Below are 21,091 nucleotides of genomic sequence, written 5' to 3'. Positions count from 1 at the left end.
GCCCGCGACGCTAGCCGGGGCAGCCCGGCAACGGCAGCGTGGGCAGCATGCGCTGCCACAGGCGCCGCCATTCGGGCCAGTCATGCCCGCCTTCGGTCGTGAAGACGCGCGCCGGCGGCAGGGCCCCGGCCAGCAGCCGGTGGCTGAAGACGAAGCGGTCGTCCAGGCCGTAGCCCAGGTAGAGCGGCGGCCGCGCGCCGCCGGTCTGCGTGAAGCCCACGTAGCCGCGCAGCCATTGCCACAGCTGCGTTTCGTTCGGCGTGCGCGGCGTGCCGGCGGACGCATCGCCCAGCGGCCCGTTCCACTTCGCCAGCCCGCCCGCGTTGGCGATGTCGGTGCCCAGCGTGCGCTCGCCCAGGTACGGCGCGATCGTCACGAGCCCGGCCAGCTCGCCGGGATGCGTCTGCGCATAGAGCAGGCTGCCGAAGCCGCCGAGCGAAATGCCGACCAGCCAGATGTGCGCGTAGCCCTGGCGGCGCGCGGGCGCGATCACATCCGCGGCTAGGCGCTCGAGGATCGTCTTGTCGTTGTAGTAGCCGATGTGCGCGTCGACCAACATGACGTCGGCGGCCAGCCGGTTGTCGCGCACCGCGCGCACGAAGCCTTCGCGCTCGAATTCGTCCGGGGTCGAGTACAGGCCCGGCAACATCACGAGCAGGGTGTCGGCGTTGCGCACGCAGGTGGTCTTGTCGAGCGAGGTCGCCAGCGGCACCGTCGTCTTGCGCATGCCGCCGCACGCCGAGAAGAACAGCGCGGCGCCCAGGCCCAGCGCCACCAGGCCCCATCGCTTCGAGAAGAACTTCATGCGCGCCAGTCTAGGGGCGCAAGGAGGCAGGCAGGTCGACCATCACCGGCTGGCCGGGCGTGGTGCAGCCGGTGTCGCAGCATTTGCCGGGCTGGCGGTTCTTCGTGATGGCGCGGGCCGGGTCGTGCGGCGCGGCGGCGGGCGAGCCATCGGCCGCAATGCCGCGCTCGAGGATGCGTTCGACCAGCTCCACCTTCGAGCCGACCGGGTAGTTGCGCCAGATTTCCTGTTTCATGGCCGCAGGCGAGCCGCCGCCGTGCAGGCTGATCACGCTGTACCAGCCGCCCTGGTAGCCGGCCGTGAGGTCTTCGATGAAGCGCGCCGTCTCGATGCGCTGCTCGTACGGAATGGCCGGGTTGGCGCGCAGCACCTCCGACAGGCGCGCGGCGGTCTCGGGGTTGTGGTCTTCGTCGGGGCCGGGCAGGGTGACGATGAGGCCGCCGCTCACGTAGTGCGCGATGCGGTGCATGTCGTAGATCTTCGTGGCCAGCAGCAGCTTGCCGATGTTGCTGAACACGGGGTCGGGCATGAACACCTCGCAGTGCGCGTCGGCCTTGCCGTACACGCTGGCCGCCACGCCGCAGGCGAAGAAGCTCTCGGTGATGGTGATGAGCTCGACCATCTGCTCGCGCAGGTGGCTTTCCTTGCCGGGGTCGAAGCCGTTGGCCTCGCACATGAGCGCGCCCGCGCCGATCAGCAGGTCGCCGAAGCCGGCGCGCGCGCCGATGCAGCTGTGGCGGTGGTGCGTGGCGTAGCTGTAGGTGAGGTGGCCCGAGTGCTCCCAGGTGCCGTTGTCGCCCGCGTAGAACACGCGCTCCCAAGGCACGAACACCTTGTCGAACATGCACACGCCGGTGCTCTGGCCGTACTTGCGGCTGAACAGGGCGTCGCCGTGCTCCAGCTTCTCGCCGGGCCGGCCCGCGGGGCGCGCGACGATGGTGAGGCCGGGCGCGTCCAGCGGCACGGCGCAGCAGACGGCGAAGTCGGCGTCTTCGCGCCCCATGTTGCGGCAGGGCATGACCAGCAGTTCGTGCACGTAGGGCGCGCCCGTCACGATGGCCTTGGTGCCCGAGATGACGATGCCGCGCGCGTTGCGCTCGACCACGTGCAGGTAGCTGTCGACGTTGGCCTGCTCGTGCGGGCGGCGGCTGCGGTCGCCCTTGGCGTCGGTCATGGCCACGCCCAGCGTCAGGTCCTGGTCCTGCACGCGGTGCAGGTAGTCGTGGAAGCGCGCGGTGTGCTCGGTGCTGCCGCGCGCGTCGTCGATGCGCGCGGACACCTGCGCGATGGCGTTGAGCGCGTCGTGCGTCAGGTAGCGCTGCGCGCAACCGGTTTCCTGGCACACCAGCCGCACGGCCTCGAGCTTGTTGAGCAGGTCGCCCGAGCTGGTGTTGATGTGCGAGAGCCGGTTCACCCGCTTGCCGCTGGTGTGCTGCACGGCGGTCATGAGCGGCTCGTATTCCTGCTTGCGCGCGTAGTCGTAGGTCAGCGCGATGGCGTTGATGCCGGGCTGGAATGCCGGCTCGTCGGCCACGCTGTCGACACGGCGGCCGTCGACGAACACGGTGGGCTTGTAGCGGCGCAGCGATTCGCGGTAATCGAGCGCGGACATCAGCGAAGGGCCGGGGAGCGGGGCGTTCATCGTGCTTGTCTCCAATGTCTGCGATGGCTCTGATGGCGCCAGAGGGAGCGGGGGCAGCCGGGGCCGACCATCGGTTCGATAATTGGAGCACCGTTCGATTTGTTCGGTGGTACGGTTTAACCCGCCAACCCCTGTCTCTCACCCGCCCCCTCTCTGTTTCCCGGAAAGAAGAATTCATGCTGCTCGACGCCTCGCTCTCCCAACTCGTGCTGGTCGACTACCAGGCGCGGCTGATGCCTGCCGTCTTCGAGAGCGAGGCCGTGGCGCAGAACGCGGTGCGGCTCGCAAAGATGGCGCAGATGGTCGAGGTGCCCGTGTGGGGCACCGAGCAGAACCCGTCCAAGCTGGGCGAGAACCTGCCCGACATTCGCGCGCTGTGCCGCAAGACGCTGGCCAAGATGCATTTCAGCGGCGTGGAAGAGGGGCTCGGCGAATGGCTGCGCGCACCGGCCAAGGCCGCGCCGCAGGGCAATGCCCGCAGCCTGCCCAAGCACCTGCAGAAGCCGCAGGCCGCGGCCGAAGAGCGCAACACCATCGTCATCGCCGGCTGCGAAGCCCATGTCTGCCTGCTGCAGACGGCGCTCGACCTGCTGGAAGACGAGTTCGAGGTCTGGGTGGTCACCGACGCCTGCAGCTCGCGCACCGAGCGCAACCGCGACGCCGCCTTCGACCGGCTGGCGGGCGCGGGCGCCGAGCTGGTGACGACCGAGATGGTCGGCTTCGAGTGGTTGCGCACCGCCGAACACCCTGCGTTCCGTGAGCTGCAGGCGCTGATTCGCTGAACTGAGGCGTGGCCCCGAGCAGGTCGCTGTAGGGCTGCGAACGGGCTGTTGATGGGCTGCTGATGGGGCTTGACCGGGTTGTCCCGGTCGTCAGCTTGCTGCAAGATCGGTCTCCATAATTATGAATTCAGTTTCTGGCCTTACCCGCCCGAACCGGATGCACATAACAAGGAGACAACGCCAGATGAGCCGCTACGAAGAGTTCTATCGCCAGTCCATCGACGCGCCCGAGGCCTTCTGGGCCGAACAGGCCAGGCTGATCGACTGGCAAACGCCCGCCCGGCAGATCCTCGACGCCAGCAACCCGCCGTTCGCGCGCTGGTTCGTCGGCGGCACCACCAACCTGTGCCACAACGCGGTCGACCGGCACCTGGCCGCGCGGGGCGAGCAGGACGCGTTGATCTTCGTGTCGACCGAAACCGGCGTCGAGAAGAGCTACAGCTTCACCGAGCTGCACGCCGAGGTGCAGCGCACCGCGGCCAGCCTGCTGGAACTGGGCGTGGGCAAGGGCGACCGCGTGCTCATCTACATGCCGATGATTCCCGAGGCAGCCTTTGCGATGCTCGCCTGCGCCCGCATCGGGGCAGTGCACTGCGTGGTGTTCGGCGGCTTTGCCAGCGGCTCGCTGGCCACGCGCATCGAAGACGCCGAGCCCAAGGTGATCGTGAGCGCCGACGCGGGTTCGCGCGGCGGCAAGGTCATTGCGTACAAGCCGCTGCTCGACGAGGCGATCCGCCTGTCGACGCACAAGCCCGCGGCCGTGCTGCTGACCGACCGCGGCCTCGCGCCCATGGACCTGACGGCCGGGCGCGACCACCTGGCGAGTGCGCTGCGGCTCAAGCACGTGGACGCCGCGGTGCCCTGCGCCTGGCTGGCCTCGACCGACATCAGCTACACCATCTACACCAGCGGCACCACCGGCAAGCCCAAGGGCGTGCAGCGCGACGTGGGCGGCTACGCCGTGGCGCTGGCCGCGAGCATGAAGCACATCTTCGACGGCCGGCCCGGCGAAACCTATTTCTCGACCAGCGACATCGGCTGGGTGGTGGGCCACAGCTACATCGTTTACGGCCCGCTCATCGCCGGCATGGCCACGCTGATGTACGAAGGCCTGCCCACGCAGGGCATCGACCGGCAGCCCGACGGCGGCATCTGGTGGCGCCTGGTCGAGAAGTACAAGGTGACGGTGATGTTCAGCGCGCCCACCGCGGTGCGCGTGCTGAAGAAGCAGGACCCGGCCTTGCTGAAGAAGTACGACCTGTCGAGCCTGCGTGCGCTGTTCCTGGCTGGCGAGCCGCTGGACGAGCCGACGGCGCGCTGGATCAGCGAGGGGCTGGGCGTGCCGATCATCGACAACTACTGGCAGACCGAATCGGGCTGGCCGATGATCACCATCGCCAACGGCGTGGAGGCCAAGGCCAGCAAGTTCGGCAGCCCGGGCGTGCCCATGTACGGCTACCGCATCAAGATCCTGCACGAGTCGACCGGCGAGGAGCTGACCGGCGCGAACGAGAAGGGCGTGGTCGTGGTCGAGGGGCCGACGCCGCCCGGCTTCATGCAGACCGTGTGGAAGGACGACGCGCGCTTCGTCAAGACCTACTGGCAAAGCGTGCCCGGCAAGATGGTCTATTCGACCTTCGACTGGGGCATTCGGGACGCGGACGGCTATTTCTACATCCTCGGGCGCACCGACGACGTGATCAACGTGGCGGGCCACCGGCTGGGCACGCGCGAGATCGAGGAGAGCATTTCGGGCCATGCCAACGTGGCCGAGGTGGCGGTGGTGGGCGTGGCCGACGCGCTGAAAGGGCAGGTGGCCATGGCCTTCGTCGTGCCCAAGGACGGCAAGGCCGTGGCCGATGCCGACGCGGCGCTCAGGCTCGAAGGCGAGATCATGAAAGTAGTGGCCGACCAGCTCGGCGCGCTCGCGCGGCCGGCGCGCGTGCGCTTCGTGAGCGGGCTGCCCAAGACCCGCAGCGGCAAATTGCTGCGCCGCGCCATCCAGGCCGTGTGCGAGCAGCGCGACCCTGGCGACCTGACCACCATCGACGACCCGGCGACGCTGCAGCAGATCAAACAGTTACTCTCTTCGCCCTGAGTTAGCCCTGAAGGGGGTTGCAGTCCCCCTTGGAACCGTCATATGGTTGACGTGGCACAATGCCAAGGTACTCAGGCCCTTCCCAGCCACAGTCGCATCCGCCAATCGGTTCAGCCGTGTCGCGGAAGGTTTCTTAACCAGCTAGTGCTTCCCTCAGGGAAGCGAAGGTCAGCGGATCATGAGCGATTCATCGACGCCATCGGCGTACACCGCCTATCAAGGCAACACCTACCTCTTCGGCGGCAACGCGCCCTATGTCGAAGAGATGTACGAAAACTACCTCGCCAATCCCGGCAGCGTTCCAGACAACTGGCGCTCGTACTTCGACGCCCTGCAGAACGTTCCCGCCGGCGACGGCACGAACACCCGCGACGTTCCCCACCTGCCCGTCATCAACGCCTTCGCCGAACGCGCGAAGCAGGGCACGACCAAGGTCGTGGTGGCCAGCGGCGCCGACTCCGAACTCGGCCGCAAGCGCACCGCCGTCCAGCAGCTGATCGCCGCCTACCGCAACGTCGGCGCCCGCTGGGCCGACCTCGACCCGCTCAAGCGCGCCGAGCGTCCCGTCATTCCGGAACTCGAGCCCTCGTTCTACGGCTTCACCGACGCCGACCTCGAGACGGTGTTCAACACCAGCAACACCTTCTTCGGCAAGGACACCATGTCCCTGCGCGACCTGCTGAACGCGCTGCGTGAAACGTACTGCGGCACCATCGGCGCCGAGTACATGTACACCACCGACCACACGCACAAGCGCTGGTGGCAGCAGCGGCTCGAAAGCGCCCGCACCAACCCCAAGCTGAGCGGCGAGCAGAAGAAGCACGTGCTGAACCGCCTCACGGCCGCTGAAGGCCTCGAGCGCTTCCTGCACACCAAGTACGTCGGCCAGAAGCGCTTCTCGCTCGAAGGCGGCGAAAGCTTCATCGTCTCGATGGACGAGCTGATCAACCAGGCCGGCGTCAAGGGCGTGCAGGAAATCGTGATCGGCATGGCCCACCGCGGCCGCCTGAACGTGCTGGTCAATTCGCTCGGCAAGATGCCGGCCGACCTGTTCGCCGAGTTCGACCACACCGCCCCCGAAGAGCTGCCCAGCGGCGACGTCAAGTACCACCAGGGCTTCAGCTCCGACGTGACGACCCCCGGCGGCCCGGTGCACCTGAGCCTCGCGTTCAACCCCTCGCACCTTGAAATCGTGAACCCCGTGGTCGAAGGCTCGGTGCGTGCCCGTATGGACCGCCGCGGCGACCCATTGGGCAAGCAGGTGCTGCCCGTGATCGTTCACGGCGACGCCGCCTTCGCAGGCCAGGGCGTCGTGATGGAAACGCTGGCGCTGGCCGAGACGCGTGGCTATTCCACCGGCGGCACGGTGCACATCGTCATCAACAACCAGATCGGTTTCACCACCAGCGACCCGCGCGACAGCCGCTCGACGCTGTACTGCACGGACATCGTGAAGATGGTCGACGCACCGGTGCTGCACGTGAACGGCGACGACCCCGAGGCCGTGGTGCTCGCCACCCAACTCGCGCTGGACTTCCGCATGGAGTTCCAGAAGGACGTGGTCGTGGACATCATCTGCTTCCGCAAGCTGGGCCACAACGAGCAGGACACCCCCTCGCTCACCCAGCCGCTGATGTACAAGAAGATCGCCCAGCACCCCGGCACGCGCAAGCTGTACGCCGACAAGCTGGCCACGCAAGGCCTGGGCGACACGCTCGGCGACGACATGGTCAAGGCGCAGCGCGCGGCTTTCGACGAAGGCAAGAACACCGTCGACCCGGTGCTCACCAACTTCAAGAGCAAGTACGCCGTCGACTGGAGCCCGTACCTCAACAAGAAGTGGACCGACGCCGGCGACACCGCCATTCCGTCCACCGAATGGAAGCGCCTGGCCGAGAAGATCACCACCGTGCCGCAAGGCTTCACGGTGCACCCGCTGGTGAAGAAGGTGCTGGACGACCGCGCCGCCATGGGCCGCGGCGACGTGAACGTCGACTGGGGCATGGGCGAGCACATGGCCTTCGCCTCGCTGGTGGCCAGCGGCTACCCGGTTCGCCTGTCGGGCGAAGACTCGGGCCGCGGCACGTTCACGCACCGCCACGCCGTGCTGCACGACCAGAACCGCGAGAAGTTCGACACCGGCACCTACACGCCGCTGCAGAACGTGGCCGACAACCAGGCCCCGTTCGTCGTCATCGACTCCATCCTGTCGGAAGAGGCCGTGCTCGCGTTCGAATACGGCTATGCGTCGAACGACCCGAACACGCTCGTGATCTGGGAAGCCCAGTTCGGCGACTTCGTGAACGGCGCGCAGGTGGTGATCGACCAGTTCATCGCCTCCGGCGAAGTGAAGTGGGGCCGCGTCAACGGCCTGACCATGATGCTGCCGCACGGCTACGAAGGCCAGGGCCCCGAGCACAGCTCGGCACGCCTGGAGCGCTTCATGCAGCTGAGCGCGGACACCAACATGCAGGTGGTGCAACCCACTACGGCCAGCCAGATCTTCCACGTGCTGCGCCGCCAGATGGTGCGCAACCTGCGCAAGCCGCTGGTCATCCTCACGCCGAAGTCGCTGCTGCGCAACAAGGACGCGACCTCGCCGCTGGGCGAGTTCACCAAGGGCAGCTTCCAGACCGTCATTCCCGACAGCAAGGGCCTGAAGGCAGAGAAGGTCAAGCGCCTGATCGCCTGTTCGGGCAAGGTCTACTACGACCTGGCCAAGAAGCGCGAAGAGCAGGGCAACGACGACGTGGCGATCATCCGCGTCGAGCAGCTCTACCCGTTCCCGCACAAGGCCTTTGCCGCGGAAATCAAGAAGTACCCCAACCTCGTGGACGTGGTGTGGTGCCAGGACGAGCCGCAGAACCAGGGCGCCTGGTTCTTCGTGCAGCACTACATCCACGAAAACATGCAGGACGGCCAGAAGCTCGGCTACTCCGGCCGTGCCGCTTCGGCATCGCCGGCGGTGGGCTACTCGCACCTGCACCAGGAACAGCAGAAGGCGCTCGTGGATGGCGCATTTGGCAAGCTCAAGGGCTTCGTGCTGACCAAGTAAAACCCGTTCCCTTTCACGCGAACACCCTCAAGAACAAAACGGAGCTCTCTCCAAATGTCTATCGTAGAAGTCAAAGTTCCCCAGCTTTCCGAATCCGTGGCCGAGGCCACCATGCTCACCTGGAAGAAGAAGGCCGGCGATGCCGTCGCCGTCGATGAAATCCTGATCGAGATCGAGACCGACAAGGTCGTGCTGGAAGTGCCCGCACCTTCGGCCGGCGTGCTGGCCGAGATCGTGCAGCCCGACGGCGCCACCGTGGTGGCCGAGCAGCTGATCGCCCGCATCGACACCGAAGGCAAGGCTTCGGCCGCCGCACCGGCGGCAGCAGCCCCCGCGGCCGCGCCGGCCGCCGCGGCACCTGCCCCGGCAGCCGCTGCCGCCGCCACCGGTGGCTCGAAGTCGGACGTGGCCATGCCCGCCGCCGCCAAGCTGCTGGCCGACAACAACCTGAAGACCGGCGACGTGGCCGGTACCGGCAAGGACGGCCGCGTCACCAAGGGTGACGTGCTCGGCGCGGTTGCCTCGGGCGCCAAGCCTGCCGCCGCCATTGCCGCGCCGGCTGCCAAGCCCGCGCTGCAACAGGTGAGCGCACCCACCGGCGCGCCCGACCTGGGCGAGCGTCCGGAACAGCGCGTGCCGATGAGCCGCCTGCGCGCCCGCATCGCCGAGCGCCTGCTGCAATCGCAGTCGACCAACGCCATCCTGACCACGTTCAACGAAGTGAACATGGCGCCCGTCATGGAACTGCGCAAGCGCTTCCAGGACAGCTTCACCAAGGAACACGGCGTGAAGCTGGGCTTCATGTCCTTCTTCGTGAAGGCAGCTGTGCACGCGCTGAAGAAGTACCCGGTGATCAACGCCTCGGTCGACGGCAACGACATCCTGTACCACGGCTACTTCGACATCGGCATCGCCGTCGGTTCGCCGCGCGGCCTGGTCGTTCCGATCCTGCGCAACGCCGACCAGATGAGCTTCGCCGACATCGAGAAGAAGATCGCCGAGTTCGGCAAGAAGGCGCAAGACGGCAAGCTGGGCATCGAAGACATGACCGGCGGCACGTTCTCCATCTCCAACGGCGGCACCTTCGGTTCGATGCTCTCGACCCCGATCATCAACCCGCCCCAGTCGGCCATCCTGGGCGTGCACGCCACCAAGGACCGCGCCGTGGTGGAAAACGGCCAGATCGTGATCCGTCCGATGAACTACCTGGCCATGAGCTACGACCACCGCATCATCGACGGCCGCGAAGCCGTGCTGGGCCTGGTCGCCATGAAGGAAGCGCTGGAAGACCCGTCGCGCCTGCTGTTCGACATCTGATCGGTATCTGATCCCTCCCAGGCTGCGCGCACCCGTGTCGCTTCGCCCGGCCCCCTGAAAGGGGGCGACACCCGCGGTCCGGCCAAGCCGGTTCCGCGGTGTCCCGCGAAGGTCACTCCTCCAGTGACGCGCGCCAACTGAAACGGAAACCCAATGAGCAAACAATTCGACGTCATCGTCATCGGCGGCGGCCCCGGCGGCTACATCGCCGCCATTCGCGCCGCTCAACTCGGCTTCAACGTGGCCTGCATCGACGAGTGGAAGAACGCCAAGGGCGGCCCCGCGCTCGGCGGCACCTGCACCAACGTCGGCTGCATCCCCTCGAAGGCGCTGCTGCAATCGTCGGAGCACTTCGAGCACGCCGGCCACGGCTTTGCCGACCACGGCATCAACGTGTCGGGCCTGTCGCTGGACATCGGCAAGATGCTGGCCCGCAAGGACCAGGTCGTGAAGCAGAACAACGACGGCATCACCTACCTGTTCAAGAAGAACAAGATCGCGTCGTTCCACGGCCGCGGCTCGTTCGTGAAGGCCGCCGAAGGCGGCTATGAAATCAAGGTGGCCGGTGCCGCCGAAGAAACCATCGTCGGCAAGCACATCATCCTGGCCACGGGCTCCAACGCCCGCGCGCTGCCGGGTGCGCCGTTCGACGAAGAAAACATCCTGTCGAACGACGGCGCGCTGCGCGTCGGCGCCGTGCCCAAGAAGCTGGCCCTGATCGGCTCCGGCGTCATCGGCCTGGAAATGGGCTCGGTGTGGCGTCGCCTCGGCGCGGAAGTCACGGTGCTCGAAGCACTGCCGACCTTCCTGGGCGCGGTGGACGAGCAGATCGCCAAGGAAGCCAAGAAGGCCTTCGACAAGCAGGGCCTGAAGATCGAGCTCGGCGTGAAGGTCGGCGAGATCAAGTCCGGCAAGAAGGGCGTGTCCATCGCCTGGACCAATGCCAAGGGCGAAGCCCAGGTGCTGGACGTCGACAAGCTCATCGTGTCGATCGGCCGCGTGCCCAACACCATCGGCCTGAACCCCGAAGCCGTGGGCCTCGCGCTCGACGAGCGCGGTGCGATCAACGTCGATGGCGAGTGCAAGACCAACCTGCCCAACGTGTGGGCCATCGGCGACGTGGTGCGCGGCCCGATGCTGGCGCACAAGGCCGAGGAAGAGGGCGTTGCCGTGGCCGAGCGCATTGCCGGCCAGCACGGCCATGTCAACTTCAACACGATTCCGTGGGTGATCTACACGCACCCCGAAATCGCGTGGGTCGGCCAGACAGAGCAGCAGCTCAAGGCCGAAGGCCGCGCCTACAAGGCCGGCACCTTCCCGTTCCTGGCGAACGGCCGCGCGCGCGCGCTGGGCGACACGACCGGCATGGTCAAGTTCCTGGCCGACGCCACGACCGACGAGATCCTGGGCGTGCACATGGTGGGCCCGCAGGTGAGCGAGCTGATCTCCGAAGCCGTGGTGGCCATGGAGTTCAAGGCCAGCGCCGAGGACATCGCCCGCATCTGCCACGCGCACCCGTCGCTGTCGGAAGCCACGAAGGAAGCGGCACTGGCCGTGGACAAGCGCACGCTGAACTTCTGATCGCCAGATCTCTTGACCAGCGTCAAACAGGCCTATGAGGCGGAGCTCGCCACGCGCGGGTTCCACAGCGATCCCGCGCAGCTGCGTGCCGTGGAGGCGCTGGACCGTTGCGCCAACGAATGGGCCGAGTACAAGGCCCAGCGTTCGAACGCGCTGAAGAAGTTCATCAACCGGCCGGAGCTTCCGCGCGGCGTCTACATGTACGGTGGCGTCGGGCGGGGCAAGAGCTTCCTGATGGACCTGTTCTTCAACGCCGTGCCGCTGCGGCGCAAGACGCGGCTGCACTTTCACGAGTTCATGCGCGAAGTGCACCGCGAACTGCGCGAGCTGCAGGGCACGGTCAATCCGCTGGACGAACTGGGCCTGCGCATTTCCAAGCGCTACAAGCTCATCTGCTTCGACGAGTTCCATGTGGCGGACATCACCGACGCGATGATTCTTCATCGGCTGCTGGTGTCGCTGTTCGAGAACGGCGTGGGCTTCGTGACCACCTCGAACTTCAAGCCCGACGACCTGTATCCCGGTGGCTTGCACCGCGACCGCATCCTGCCGGCCATCGCGCTGCTGAACCAGAAGCTCGAGGTGCTGAGCGTGGACAACGGCACTGACTACCGGCGCCGCACGCTCGAGCAACTGCGCATGTACCTCACGCCGAACGACGCGGCCGCCGAGAAGGAAATGCGCAAGGCCTTCGACAAGCTGGCCGAGACGGCCGACGAAAGCCCCATCCTGCACATCGAGCAGCGCGAGATCCGCGCGCTGCGCAAGGCCGGCGGCGTGGTCTGGTTCGATTTCAAGACGCTGTGCGGCGGCCCGCGCTCGCAGAACGACTACCTCGAGATCGCCAGCCAGTACCACACGGTGCTGCTGTCCGACGTGCCGCACATGCCGGTGCGCATGGCCTCGGAAGCACGCCGTTTCACCTGGCTGGTGGACGTCTTGTACGACCGGCGCTGCAAGCTCATCATGTCGGCAGAGGTTCCGCCCGAGGCGTTGTACACCGAGGGGCCGCTGTCGCACGAGTTTCCGCGCACGGTCTCGCGGCTCACTGAAATGCAGTCGAGCGAGTTTCTTGCCCTGGAACGCCGCATCGTCGACACCCGACTCACATGAAAAAAATCGTCCTTGCCCTGCTCATGACCTTGGCCAGCCTGCCGATGTGGGCGCAGTCCAATGCCGCGGCGGGCAATGCCGACCTGGAAGCCGAGAAGCGCCGGCTGTCGACCGAGCGCGAGGCCATCGAGAAGCGCTTTCTCGAAGAGCGGGCCGTCTGCTACAAGAAGTTCGCCGTGGAAGACTGCCTGCGCGAGAGCCGCGAGCGGCGCCGCAAGGAAGCCGACAACATCAAGCGCCAGGAAACCGCGATCAACGACATCCAGCGCCAGCGCAGCGGCGCGGCCGAGCTGCAGAAGCTCGACCAGAAAGCTGGCCAGCAGCGCGCGCAGGACACACCCGAGAAACAGCAGGAATCGGTGCAGAACCAGAAGGACCGCGAGCAGCGCGCCGCCGACCATGCCACCAGCCGTGCCGCGACGGCCGCCGATGCGGCGCAGCGCGAGCGCGAGTTTCAGTCCAAGCAGAAGGCGCATGCCGACGAGCAGGCCAAGGCCGCCCAGCGCAAGGCCGAGGCGCCGGTGGCGGTCCAGCGGTACGAAGACAAGCTCAAGCGCGCCGAGGTGCACAGGGCCGACCGGGAACGGCGCAACGCCAACCCGGGCAAGCCGCGTGGCGCGCCGTTGCCGGCGCCGGCCCCGGAGGCTGCGGCCTCGTCGCCAGCACGCTGAGCGCGCCGGGACAACCTTCGGTTGAAAACGCTCAGGCGCTCGGCGGCAGCGCGTCGAGCTTCAGCACGGCGATCGAGATGTTGTCGCCCGTGCCGCGGGCGCGGCGTCGCGCTTCACCCACCAAAATCTCGGCCGCGTCGCGCGGCGGATGCGAATAAAGCACGCTCGCCATTTCCTCGACGCTGAAGTAGTGCCACAGGCCGTCGCTGCATGCCATCAGCAGGTCGCCGGGCTCCAGCTTCTCGATGTAGTGCGGGTCGACCGGCGGTGGCGTCGTCGCCATGCCCAGGCAGCCGAGCAGGATGTTGCCCTGCGGATGGATGTTGGCCTCGGCCTCGGTGATCTGGCCGCGGTCGATGAGCACCTGCACGTACGAATGGTCGCGCGTGCGCTTCACCAGCAGCCCGTCGCGGAAGTGGTAGATGCGCGAGTCGCCGGCGTGGATCCAGGCGCAGTCGCCCTTGGGGTTCATGAGGAAGGCGGCCAGCGTGCTGTGCGGTTCCTGCTCGCTGGACACGGCGGTCAGCTTGATGACCATGTGCGAGTCTTCCAGTATCTGCCGCAGCACCGCTTGCGGGTCGTCGCGGCCGGGCTGGTAGCGCGCGAAGAGCTGGCGCGCGGTCATCAGCACCTGGTCGGAGGCCTTGCGGCCGCCGCTGCGCCCGCCCATGCCATCGGCCACCACGCCGAGCACGCAGCCCGCGACGCGGGGGTGACTCATGACCATCACCTGGTCTTGTTGGTACGGGCGGTCTCCCTTGTGGAGTCCGGTGGCCGCGGCAAGTCGAAAGCCTTGAGTCATGAGGCATATGCGCCTGAAGCGCGTGAGTCTGTCGTCGCTGGGGGTCGTGTCAGGACGTATTATCGAATGAACAAGCGCCGCGAAAACCCAGGCGAGCGCGCCCCACCGTTGGACTCCAATCTTCACTCCCTTTCCCGCCAGCTGATCGAACTGCGCATCGAGCATGCCGATCTCGACGCCACCATCGACCGGTTGTCCGAAGGCTCGCCGCAAGACGAGCTGCTGCTGCGCCGGCTGAAAAAACGCCGGCTCGCGCTGCGCGACCAGGTCACGCGCCTCGAGAACGTGCTCGACCCGAAAGAGCCGGCGTGAGCGGCACGCTCGAAGACCAGGTGCGCGACGCCTTCGCGCAGGACGGCGCGCTGTCGCGTGCCGCCGAGCAATTCCGCGAGCGCTCGGGCCAGACCGAAATGGCCATGGCCGTGGCACGCACCATCGACCAGGGCGGCGTGCTGGTGGTCGAGGCGGGCACGGGGGTCGGCAAGACCTTCTCCTACCTCGTGCCGGCCCTGCTGAGCGGCGAGCGCGTGCTGCTCTCGACCGCCACCAAGACCCTGCAGGACCAGCTGTTCGGCCGCGACCTGCCGCGACTGGTCGAGGCCTTCGGGCTGCCGGTGCGCACCGCGCTGCTCAAGGGGCGCGGCAGCTACCTGTGCCTGCACCGGCTCGACATGGCGCGCCACGACGCCTCGCTGCCCGAGCGCGGCAGCCTGCGCACGCTGGCCAAGATCGAGCAATGGTCGAAGGCCACGCGCACCGGCGACCTGGCCGAGCTGCCCGGGCTCGACGAGCGCTCGCCGCTCATTCCCTTGATCACCTCCACGCGCGAGAACTGCCTGGGCGCGCAGTGCCCGCAGTTCAAGCCGTGCCACGTCAACCTGGCGCGGCGCGAGGCGCTGGCGGCCGACATCGTGGTCATCAACCACCACCTGTTCTTTGCCGACCTCGCGGTGCGCGAGACCGGTATGGCCGAACTGCTGCCGACCGTGAGCGTGGTGGTGTTCGACGAGGCCCACCAGCTCAACGAAACGGGCGTGCAGTTCCTGGGCGCGCAGCTCGGCAGCGGGCAGGCGCTGGACTTCGCGCGCGACATGCTCGGCGCGGGCCTGCAGCACGCACGCGGTTTGGTCGACTGGCAGCAGCTGGTGGCCGGCGTCGAGCGTGCCGCGCGCGAGTTGCGGCTGGTGGTCGGCAAGCAATGGCCCGGCGCCAAGCTGCGCTGGCTGGGCGCGTCGCCCGAAGGCGTGGACCCCGAGGCATGGCAGCGCGCGCTCGACGACCTGCAGCATTCCTTCGAGCTGGCGGCCGAAGGCCTGGCGACCGTGAGCGAGATTTCACCCGACTTCGTGCGGCTGCACGAGCGCGCGAGGCAGATCGCGAAGCGCACGGCGCGCTTCGCCTTGCCGTGTGCGGTCGATTCGGTGCGCTGGGTCGACGTGGGCTCGCAGCTGCGGCTGGTCGAATCGCCGCTGGACATCGCCGATGCGATGCGCAAGCGGGTGTTGAAGATCGTGGACGAGCAGTCTGAAGACGACGACGCCGAAGACGGTTTCGAAGGCCGTGCCGGCGACCTCGAAGACGACGGCCTGGATGCATACGGCGAGCGCTCTGCGGCGGAGCGGCCGACGAAGGAAATCAGGGAAAACGGCGGCCGCGCCTGGGTCTTCACCTCGGCCACGCTGGGCGACGAGCCCACGCTGCGCTGGTTCACCGAACCCTGTGGCCTGCACGACGCGGAAGTGCTGCGCGTGAAGAGCCCGTTCGACTACGCGTCGCAGGCGGCGCTGTACGTGCCGCGCGCCTTTCCCAAACCCAACGATCCGTCGCACAGCCAGCGGGTGGCGCAACTGGCCGCGCGCGGCGCGACCGAGCTCGGCGGGCGCACGCTGGTGCTGACCACCACGCTGCGCGCCTTGCGCACCATCGGCGACACCATGAAGCAGCAGTTCGAGCTGCTCGACGCCGCGCTGCGCCCCGAGGTGCTGGTGCAGGGCGAGCTGCCCAAGCGGGTGCTGATGGAGCGCTTTCGTGAAGGCGCGAGCGACGGGCGCACCGGCTGCGTGCTGGTGGCGTCGGCGTCGTTCTGGGAGGGTTTCGATGCCCCGGGCGATGTGCTGCAGCTGGTGGTGATCGACAAGCTGCCGTTCCCCCCGCCGAACGATCCGCTGGTCGAGGCGCGCTCGCAGCGGCTGGAGGCGCAGGGCCGCAGCTCGTTCGCGGACTATTCGTTGCCCGAGGCCGCGGTGGCGCTCAAGCAGGGGGCGGGGCGTTTGATTCGGCGGGAAACCGACAGCGGCGTGCTCGCGATCTGCGACACGCGCCTGGTCGCTATGGGCTACGGCCGCCGGTTGCTGGCGGCGTTGCCGCCGATGCGGCGGCTGGAAAGCGAAGCGGACTTCGACGCCGCGGTGGACGCGCTCAAGAACTGAGCGTGGCGCGCCACCGCGCGCGGGCCAGCTTTACCAGAGCTTCCACCAAGGGTCGTCCTTGCCCTTGAAGCCGTTCGCCAGGTAGGCGCTCTTCGGATAGTTGGTGGTCAGCACGCGTTGCGCGTCGTCGCGCAGGTCCTTCATGCCGAGCGCGTCGTACGACTTGACCATGATGAACAGGGCCTCTTCGAGGGCCGGCACTTCGCGGTAGTCGGACAGCGCGATCTGCGCGCGGTTGATGGCCGCCAGGTAGGCGCCGCGCGAGTAGTAGTAGCGGGCCACGTGAACTTCATACTGTGCGAGCGAGTTCACAATGTAGTTCATGCGCTGGCGCGAATCGGGCGCATAGCGCGAATCGGGGAATCGCGTGACGAGGTCCTTGAAGGACTCGAACGACTCCTTGGCCGCCTTCTGGTCGCGCTCGGACAGGTCCTGGCGCGTCATGAAGGCGAACATACCGAGGTCGTCGTTGAAGTTGATCACGCCCTTCAGGTAGAGCGCATAGTCCATCGCGGGGCTGGCCGGATGCAACTTCATGAAGCGGTCGATGGTGGCGATGGCCGCCGCCTTTTCGCCCGACTTGTACTGGGCGTAGGCCTTTTCGAGCTGGGCCTGCTGCGCGAGCGGGGTACCGGCGGCGCGGCCTTCGAGCTTCTCGTACAGGGGCACGGCCTTGTCGTAGGCGCCCGAGCCGGCTTCGTCCTTGGCTTCCGCGTAGATCTTGTTGGGACTCCAGTTCGCGGTCTTGTCGACGGAGGTCGACGAGCAGCCAGCTGCTAGCAGAGCCGCCGCGCTGAGCGCGATCCAGGTGGGGACCGATAATTTGGCGCGAAACATCACATACGGCTTTCGTGAAACAGTTACCCTCAATTATATCGACCGACCCCCTGGGCTCCATCCTTGAAGTCCCCGAGTCCGCGGAGGCGGCCGAACTCGAGGAGGGCGCCGACCCCATCGAGCCCAGCGAGTTGCGGCCCTTCGTCATCGACGCGGCGCAGCACGGCCAGCGGCTGGACCGTGCGCTGGCCGCGCTCGTGCCCGAGTTTTCCCGGAGCTACCTGCAGCAGCTGATCGAGGCCGGCGCCGTCGAGCTGCAGGGGCGAACGCTCAAGAAAGTCTCGGCTGCCGTCAAGGCCGGGCAGGCCGGGCATATCGAACTGCGGCCGACGCCCCAGAGCCAGGCCTTCCGACCCGAGGCGATGGACATCGTCACCGTGTACGAGGACGAGCACCTGCGCATCGTCGACAAGCCTGCCGGGCTGGTCGTGCACCCCGCGCCCGGCCACTGGAGCGGCACGCTGCTCAACGGCCTGCTCGCGCTGGACCCCAAGGCCGTGCTGCTGCCGCGTGCCGGCATCGTGCACCGGCTGGACCGCGACACCAGCGGGCTGATGGTGGTGGCGCGCACCCGGGCCACCATGGACGCGATGGTGGCGCTGATTGCGGCGCGCGATGTCAAGCGGCAGTACCTCGCCGTGGGCCACAAGCCCTGGGAGGGCGCGGCCGCCCGGCAGGTCGACGCCCCCATCGGCCGCGACCCGCGCAACCGGCTGCGCATGGCGGTGGTCGACCTCGAGCGCAACGCGGGCAAGACGGCGCGCACGCTGATCGAGCGGCTCGACAGCAACACGCTGGGCTGCGCCGTGCGGTGCACGCTCGAAACCGGCCGCACGCACCAGATCCGCGTGCACATGGCGTCGATCGGCCATCCGCTGGTCGGCGATGCGCTGTATGGCGGCGCGCCGGCTGCGGGGCTGTCGCGCCAGGCGCTGCATGCGTTCAGGCTGGCGTTCGTGCACCCGGTCACGCAGGCGCCGCTGGAGTTTCGTTCGCCGCCGCCGGCGGACCTGGTGCTGGCTTTGCAGTCGTGGGGGCTGGATTACAATCGCGCCTGACGGCCCGAGGGCCGCGCCGGCCACCCGAGGCCGGCCTTGCGTTGCAACTGCCGCGTGCCTGCAGCGCCTACTCCTTTCATCCTTCTGAACAAGCGTCCCCGAGGCGCCTTTTCCCGGATAACGCGAACCATGAATACGGCGGATGCCAAGCGCATTCTCGAAACCGCCTTGATCTGTTCGAGCCAACCGTTGCCGGTGCGCGATATGCGCGTGCTGTTCGACGACGAGTTGGGTGTGGACACCATCAAGGTGCTGTTGCTTGAATTGCAGGAAGACTGGGCGCAACGCGGCCTGGAGCTTGTGAGCGTGGGCAGCGGCTGGCGCTTTCAGAGCCGGCCGGAGATGCGCGACCACCTCGACCGCCTGCACCCCGAGAAGCCGCCGCGCTACACGCGCGCCGCCCTCGAGACGCTGGCCATCATCGCGTACCGCCAGCCGGCCACGCGCGGCGACATGGAAGACATTCGCGGCGTGACGATCAACTCGCTGATCCTGAAGCAGCTCGAGGACCGTGGCTGGGTCGAGGTCATCGGCCACCGCGAGACCGTGGGCCGCCCGGGGCTGTACGCGACCACGCGCCAGTTCCTGGACGACCTGGGCCTGGCCTCGCTCGACCAGCTGCCGCTGATCGAGACGCCCGCGCAGCAGGCCGCGCTGGTCGATGCGCTGGAGCGCGCCTCGGGTGAGCAGCAGGGCTTGCCGATGGACGCCGCGCCTGAAGCGGTCGATGCCGCCGCGGTGGCAGAAGCTGCGGTGGCGATCGAAGCGGCCCAGGCGCAAGTCGTCGAGGCTGCCGAAGAAGTTGCGTCCGTCGAGCTTACGGAGGCTTTGGCCGTCGAGCCTGAAGCGCCGGCAACAGCCGAGCCTGAACCCGAAACCCTCCAACCCGAAGCGCCGGAGCCTGCGTCCGCTCAAGCCTCGCTACCGGCCCCCGAACCCGATGCCCCGTCCGCGGACGAGGCCGACCCCCACGCTCCTTCCTCCGGAAAAACCTCATGAGCACAAACGACACCGAAGACGCGGCCATGCTGCCTGCCGAACCCGAAGTCAAAAAGAAGAAACGTGCGACCACGCCCAAGAAGGCTGCAGGTGATGCTATCGAATCGGTAGCGCCGGAAGCTGTTGCGTCGGAGTCCGCCGCACCCGTGGAAGCCGAGCCGCCCAAGAAGCCGCGCGCGCCTCGCAAGAAAAAGCCGGTGGCTGAAGAAGCTGCGGTCGCCTCCGAGGCGCCGGCGGTGGTCGATGCACCCGAAGCCGTCGAGCCCGTGGTGGCCGCGGCTGCGCCTGTCGAAGTGGCGGCGCCGGTCGCTGTCGCTCCCGTGGCCGAGCAAGAAGCCCAGCCGGCACCTGCGCCTGAAGCCCGCCAGCAACCGCAGCCCGAGCAGTCGGACCGCGATGGCGGGGACAACGGGGATGACGAGGACTACGACGACGAGGAAGAGCCCGACGAGGAAGAAGACGACCTCGACCGCGCCCGCCGCGTCGCCGAGCGCGAGCAGCGCAATGCCCTGCCGCCCGAGCCGATCCGTTTTGCCGACGTCATCTCCGGCCAGTTCGATGCCGACGAGGAAAGCCCGGAAGTGCCGCCGCTCAAGCGCGTGCTGCTGCCCGAGGCCGATTCGCCCAAGCTGCACAAGGTGCTGGCGCAGGCGGGCCTGGGTTCGCGGCTCGAAATGGAAGCATTGATTCTCCAGGGCCGCATTTCCGTCAACAACGAGCCGGCCCACATCGGCCAGCGCATCCAGTTCGGCGACCAGGTCAAGATCAACGGCAAGCCGATTCGCTTCCGCATCGCGCCGCCGCCGCCGCGCGTCATCGCGTACCACAAGCCCGTGGGCGAAGTGGTGACGCACGACGATCCGCAGAACCGCCCGACCGTGTTCCGCAAGCTGCCGCGCCTGCAGCAGGGCAAGTGGCAGTCGGTCGGCCGCCTCGACCTGAACACCGAAGGCCTGCTGCTCTTCAGCAGTTCCGGCGACCTGGCCAACCAGCTCATGCACCCGCGCTTCGGCCTGGAGCGCGAGTACGCGGTGCGCGTGCTGGGCGCGCTCACCACCGAAGAGAAGCACAAGCTGCTCGACGGCGTGCGCCTGGACGACGGCATGGCGCAGTTCGGCACCATCGAAGAGGGCGGCGGCGAAGGCTCCAATTGCTGGTACCGCGTGACCATTTCCGAAGGCCGCAACCGCGAAGTGCGCCGGCTGTTCGAGTCGGTGGGCCATGCGGTCAGCCGGCTCATTCGCATCCGCTACGGCGCGATGGTGCTGCCGCGCGGGCTGAAGCGCGGCGCGTGGATGGAGCTCGACGAGCGCGACATCCGTGCGTTGTTCCAGGCGTCCGGCGGCGCGGCTGCGCGCCCGGCGCCGCAACAGGCGCGAGGCCCCGGCCAGGACGGCGGCGGCAACGGCCGCAACGGCCGCAACAAGAAACGCCGCGGCAATCGCAACGCGGGTGGTGCGGGTGGCGGCCAGCCGCGCGACATGCGCGACGATGGCGGTCGCGATGCCCCGATTCCGAGCCCGCTGGGCGATGGCCGCCCTCCGCGTGGTGATCGAGGTGACCGTGGTCCCCGGAACAACCGCGGCCCCGGCAACGGCGGGCCTCCGCAAGGCCAGGCCCGTCGTGGGAACGGTGGGAATGGTGGAAATGGCGGCGGTGGTGGCGGCAACGCCGGCAACCGCCAGGGCGGCGGCAATCGCCAGGGTGATGACCGCCAACCCAGCGGTGCCAACCAGCCCGATCCGATGAAGACCTCGCTGGGCTACATCGGCGCCGACAGCTTCTCGCGCCAGCGCAAGGAGCAGCGCGGAGGCCAGGGCCGCCGCAGCGGCGGCGGTGGTTTCGGCGGGCCGGCCGGGCAGGGCGGCGGACGGCGTCGCGGGCGCTGAAAGCCTGCCGCCG

General features: G+C 67.8%; 16 protein-coding genes. 12 read left to right on the top strand and 4 right to left on the bottom strand.

Annotated features, from left to right (window positions below):
* Positions 1-10 precede the first annotated feature (10 nt).
* Together QTI51_RS11385 and QTI51_RS11380 are read right to left on the bottom strand one after the other, a co-directional pair.
* On the bottom strand, positions 11-805 hold the full coding sequence (locus QTI51_RS11385; protein ID WP_116907274.1) for an alpha/beta fold hydrolase: 795 nt from the start codon (positions 803-805) through the stop codon (positions 11-13).
* A 10-nt stretch (positions 806-815) separates the two neighbouring features.
* Positions 816-2,447 (bottom strand): 4-hydroxyphenylacetate 3-hydroxylase family protein, encoded by a 1,632-nt coding sequence (locus tag QTI51_RS11380; protein WP_116907275.1) that lies wholly within the window; start codon positions 2,445-2,447, stop codon positions 816-818.
* Positions 2,448-2,623: 176 nt separating this feature from the next.
* Between QTI51_RS11380 and QTI51_RS11375 the strand changes: the two genes are divergently transcribed.
* The 7 genes from QTI51_RS11375 to QTI51_RS11345 all read left to right on the top strand — a co-directional run bounded on the left by QTI51_RS11375 (position 2,624) and on the right by QTI51_RS11345 (position 13,064).
* Positions 2,624-3,229: an isochorismatase family protein gene (locus tag QTI51_RS11375; RefSeq protein WP_116907276.1), complete on the top strand. Its 606-nt coding sequence runs from the start codon at positions 2,624-2,626 to the stop codon at positions 3,227-3,229.
* Between the two features lie 157 nt (positions 3,230-3,386).
* A complete protein-coding gene (locus QTI51_RS11370) occupies positions 3,387-5,327 on the top strand; it encodes a propionate--CoA ligase (RefSeq protein ID WP_116907277.1) in 1,941 nt (646 codons plus the stop codon).
* 178 nt (positions 5,328-5,505) lie between these two features.
* Positions 5,506-8,382 (top strand): 2-oxoglutarate dehydrogenase E1 component, encoded by a 2,877-nt coding sequence (locus QTI51_RS11365; protein WP_116907278.1) that lies wholly within the window; start codon positions 5,506-5,508, stop codon positions 8,380-8,382.
* A gap of 54 nt (positions 8,383-8,436) precedes the next feature.
* Positions 8,437-9,699, top strand: a complete 1,263-nt coding sequence (odhB, locus tag QTI51_RS11360; protein WP_116907279.1) for a 2-oxoglutarate dehydrogenase complex dihydrolipoyllysine-residue succinyltransferase — start codon at positions 8,437-8,439, stop codon at positions 9,697-9,699.
* Positions 9,700-9,852: 153 nt separating this feature from the next.
* Positions 9,853-11,280: a dihydrolipoyl dehydrogenase gene (lpdA, locus tag QTI51_RS11355; protein WP_116907280.1), complete on the top strand. Its 1,428-nt coding sequence runs from the start codon at positions 9,853-9,855 to the stop codon at positions 11,278-11,280.
* 12 nt (positions 11,281-11,292) lie between these two features.
* A complete protein-coding gene (zapE, locus tag QTI51_RS11350) occupies positions 11,293-12,393 on the top strand; it encodes a cell division protein ZapE (protein ID WP_116907281.1) in 1,101 nt (366 codons plus the stop codon).
* Positions 12,390-13,064: a hypothetical protein gene (locus QTI51_RS11345; RefSeq protein ID WP_116907282.1), complete on the top strand. Its 675-nt coding sequence runs from the start codon at positions 12,390-12,392 to the stop codon at positions 13,062-13,064. The genes zapE and QTI51_RS11345 overlap by 4 nt, the downstream gene beginning before the upstream one ends.
* A 31-nt stretch (positions 13,065-13,095) precedes the next feature.
* On the opposite strand, the gene QTI51_RS11340 is transcribed toward QTI51_RS11345, so the two are convergent.
* Positions 13,096-13,866 carry a PP2C family protein-serine/threonine phosphatase gene (locus QTI51_RS11340; protein ID WP_116907283.1) on the bottom strand — a complete coding sequence of 257 codons (771 nt, stop codon included), beginning with the start codon at positions 13,864-13,866 and terminating at the stop codon, positions 13,096-13,098.
* 108 nt (positions 13,867-13,974) lie between these two features.
* On the opposite strand from QTI51_RS11340, the gene QTI51_RS11335 reads away from it, so the two are divergent.
* On the top strand, positions 13,975-14,178 hold the full coding sequence (locus tag QTI51_RS11335; protein WP_116907835.1) for a YdcH family protein: 204 nt from the start codon (positions 13,975-13,977) through the stop codon (positions 14,176-14,178).
* Positions 14,175-16,295: an ATP-dependent DNA helicase gene (locus QTI51_RS11330; RefSeq protein ID WP_116907284.1), complete on the top strand. Its 2,121-nt coding sequence runs from the start codon at positions 14,175-14,177 to the stop codon at positions 16,293-16,295. Before QTI51_RS11335 ends, QTI51_RS11330 begins: the two co-directional genes overlap by 4 nt.
* Before the next feature lie 30 nt (positions 16,296-16,325).
* Here the strand turns inward: QTI51_RS11330 and QTI51_RS11325 are convergent, their stop codons facing one another.
* On the bottom strand, positions 16,326-17,132 hold the full coding sequence (locus QTI51_RS11325) for an outer membrane protein assembly factor BamD (protein ID WP_116907285.1): 807 nt from the start codon (positions 17,130-17,132) through the stop codon (positions 16,326-16,328).
* A 32-nt stretch (positions 17,133-17,164) separates the two neighbouring features.
* On the opposite strand from QTI51_RS11325, the gene QTI51_RS11320 reads away from it, so the two are divergent.
* The 3 genes from QTI51_RS11320 to QTI51_RS11310 all read left to right on the top strand — a co-directional run bounded on the left by QTI51_RS11320 (position 17,165) and on the right by QTI51_RS11310 (position 21,078).
* On the top strand, positions 17,165-18,190 hold the full coding sequence (locus tag QTI51_RS11320; protein WP_116907836.1) for an RluA family pseudouridine synthase: 1,026 nt from the start codon (positions 17,165-17,167) through the stop codon (positions 18,188-18,190).
* Positions 18,191-18,319: 129 nt separating this feature from the next.
* The gene (scpB, locus tag QTI51_RS11315; protein WP_116907286.1) at positions 18,320-19,189 is read left to right on the top strand and encodes an SMC-Scp complex subunit ScpB; all 870 of its coding nucleotides are present in this window, start codon (positions 18,320-18,322) and stop codon (positions 19,187-19,189) included.
* A complete protein-coding gene (locus QTI51_RS11310) occupies positions 19,186-21,078 on the top strand; it encodes a pseudouridine synthase (protein ID WP_116907287.1) in 1,893 nt (630 codons plus the stop codon). Before scpB ends, QTI51_RS11310 begins: the two co-directional genes overlap by 4 nt.
* The last annotated feature ends 13 nt before the right edge of the window (positions 21,079-21,091 follow it).

Source organism: Variovorax sp. J22G73 (genome assembly GCF_030317035.1).
Classification (GTDB): Bacteria; Pseudomonadota; Gammaproteobacteria; order Burkholderiales; family Burkholderiaceae_C; genus Variovorax.
Note: the sequence above shows the minus strand (reverse complement) of the source record. Positions and strands in the feature narration are given on the sequence as shown.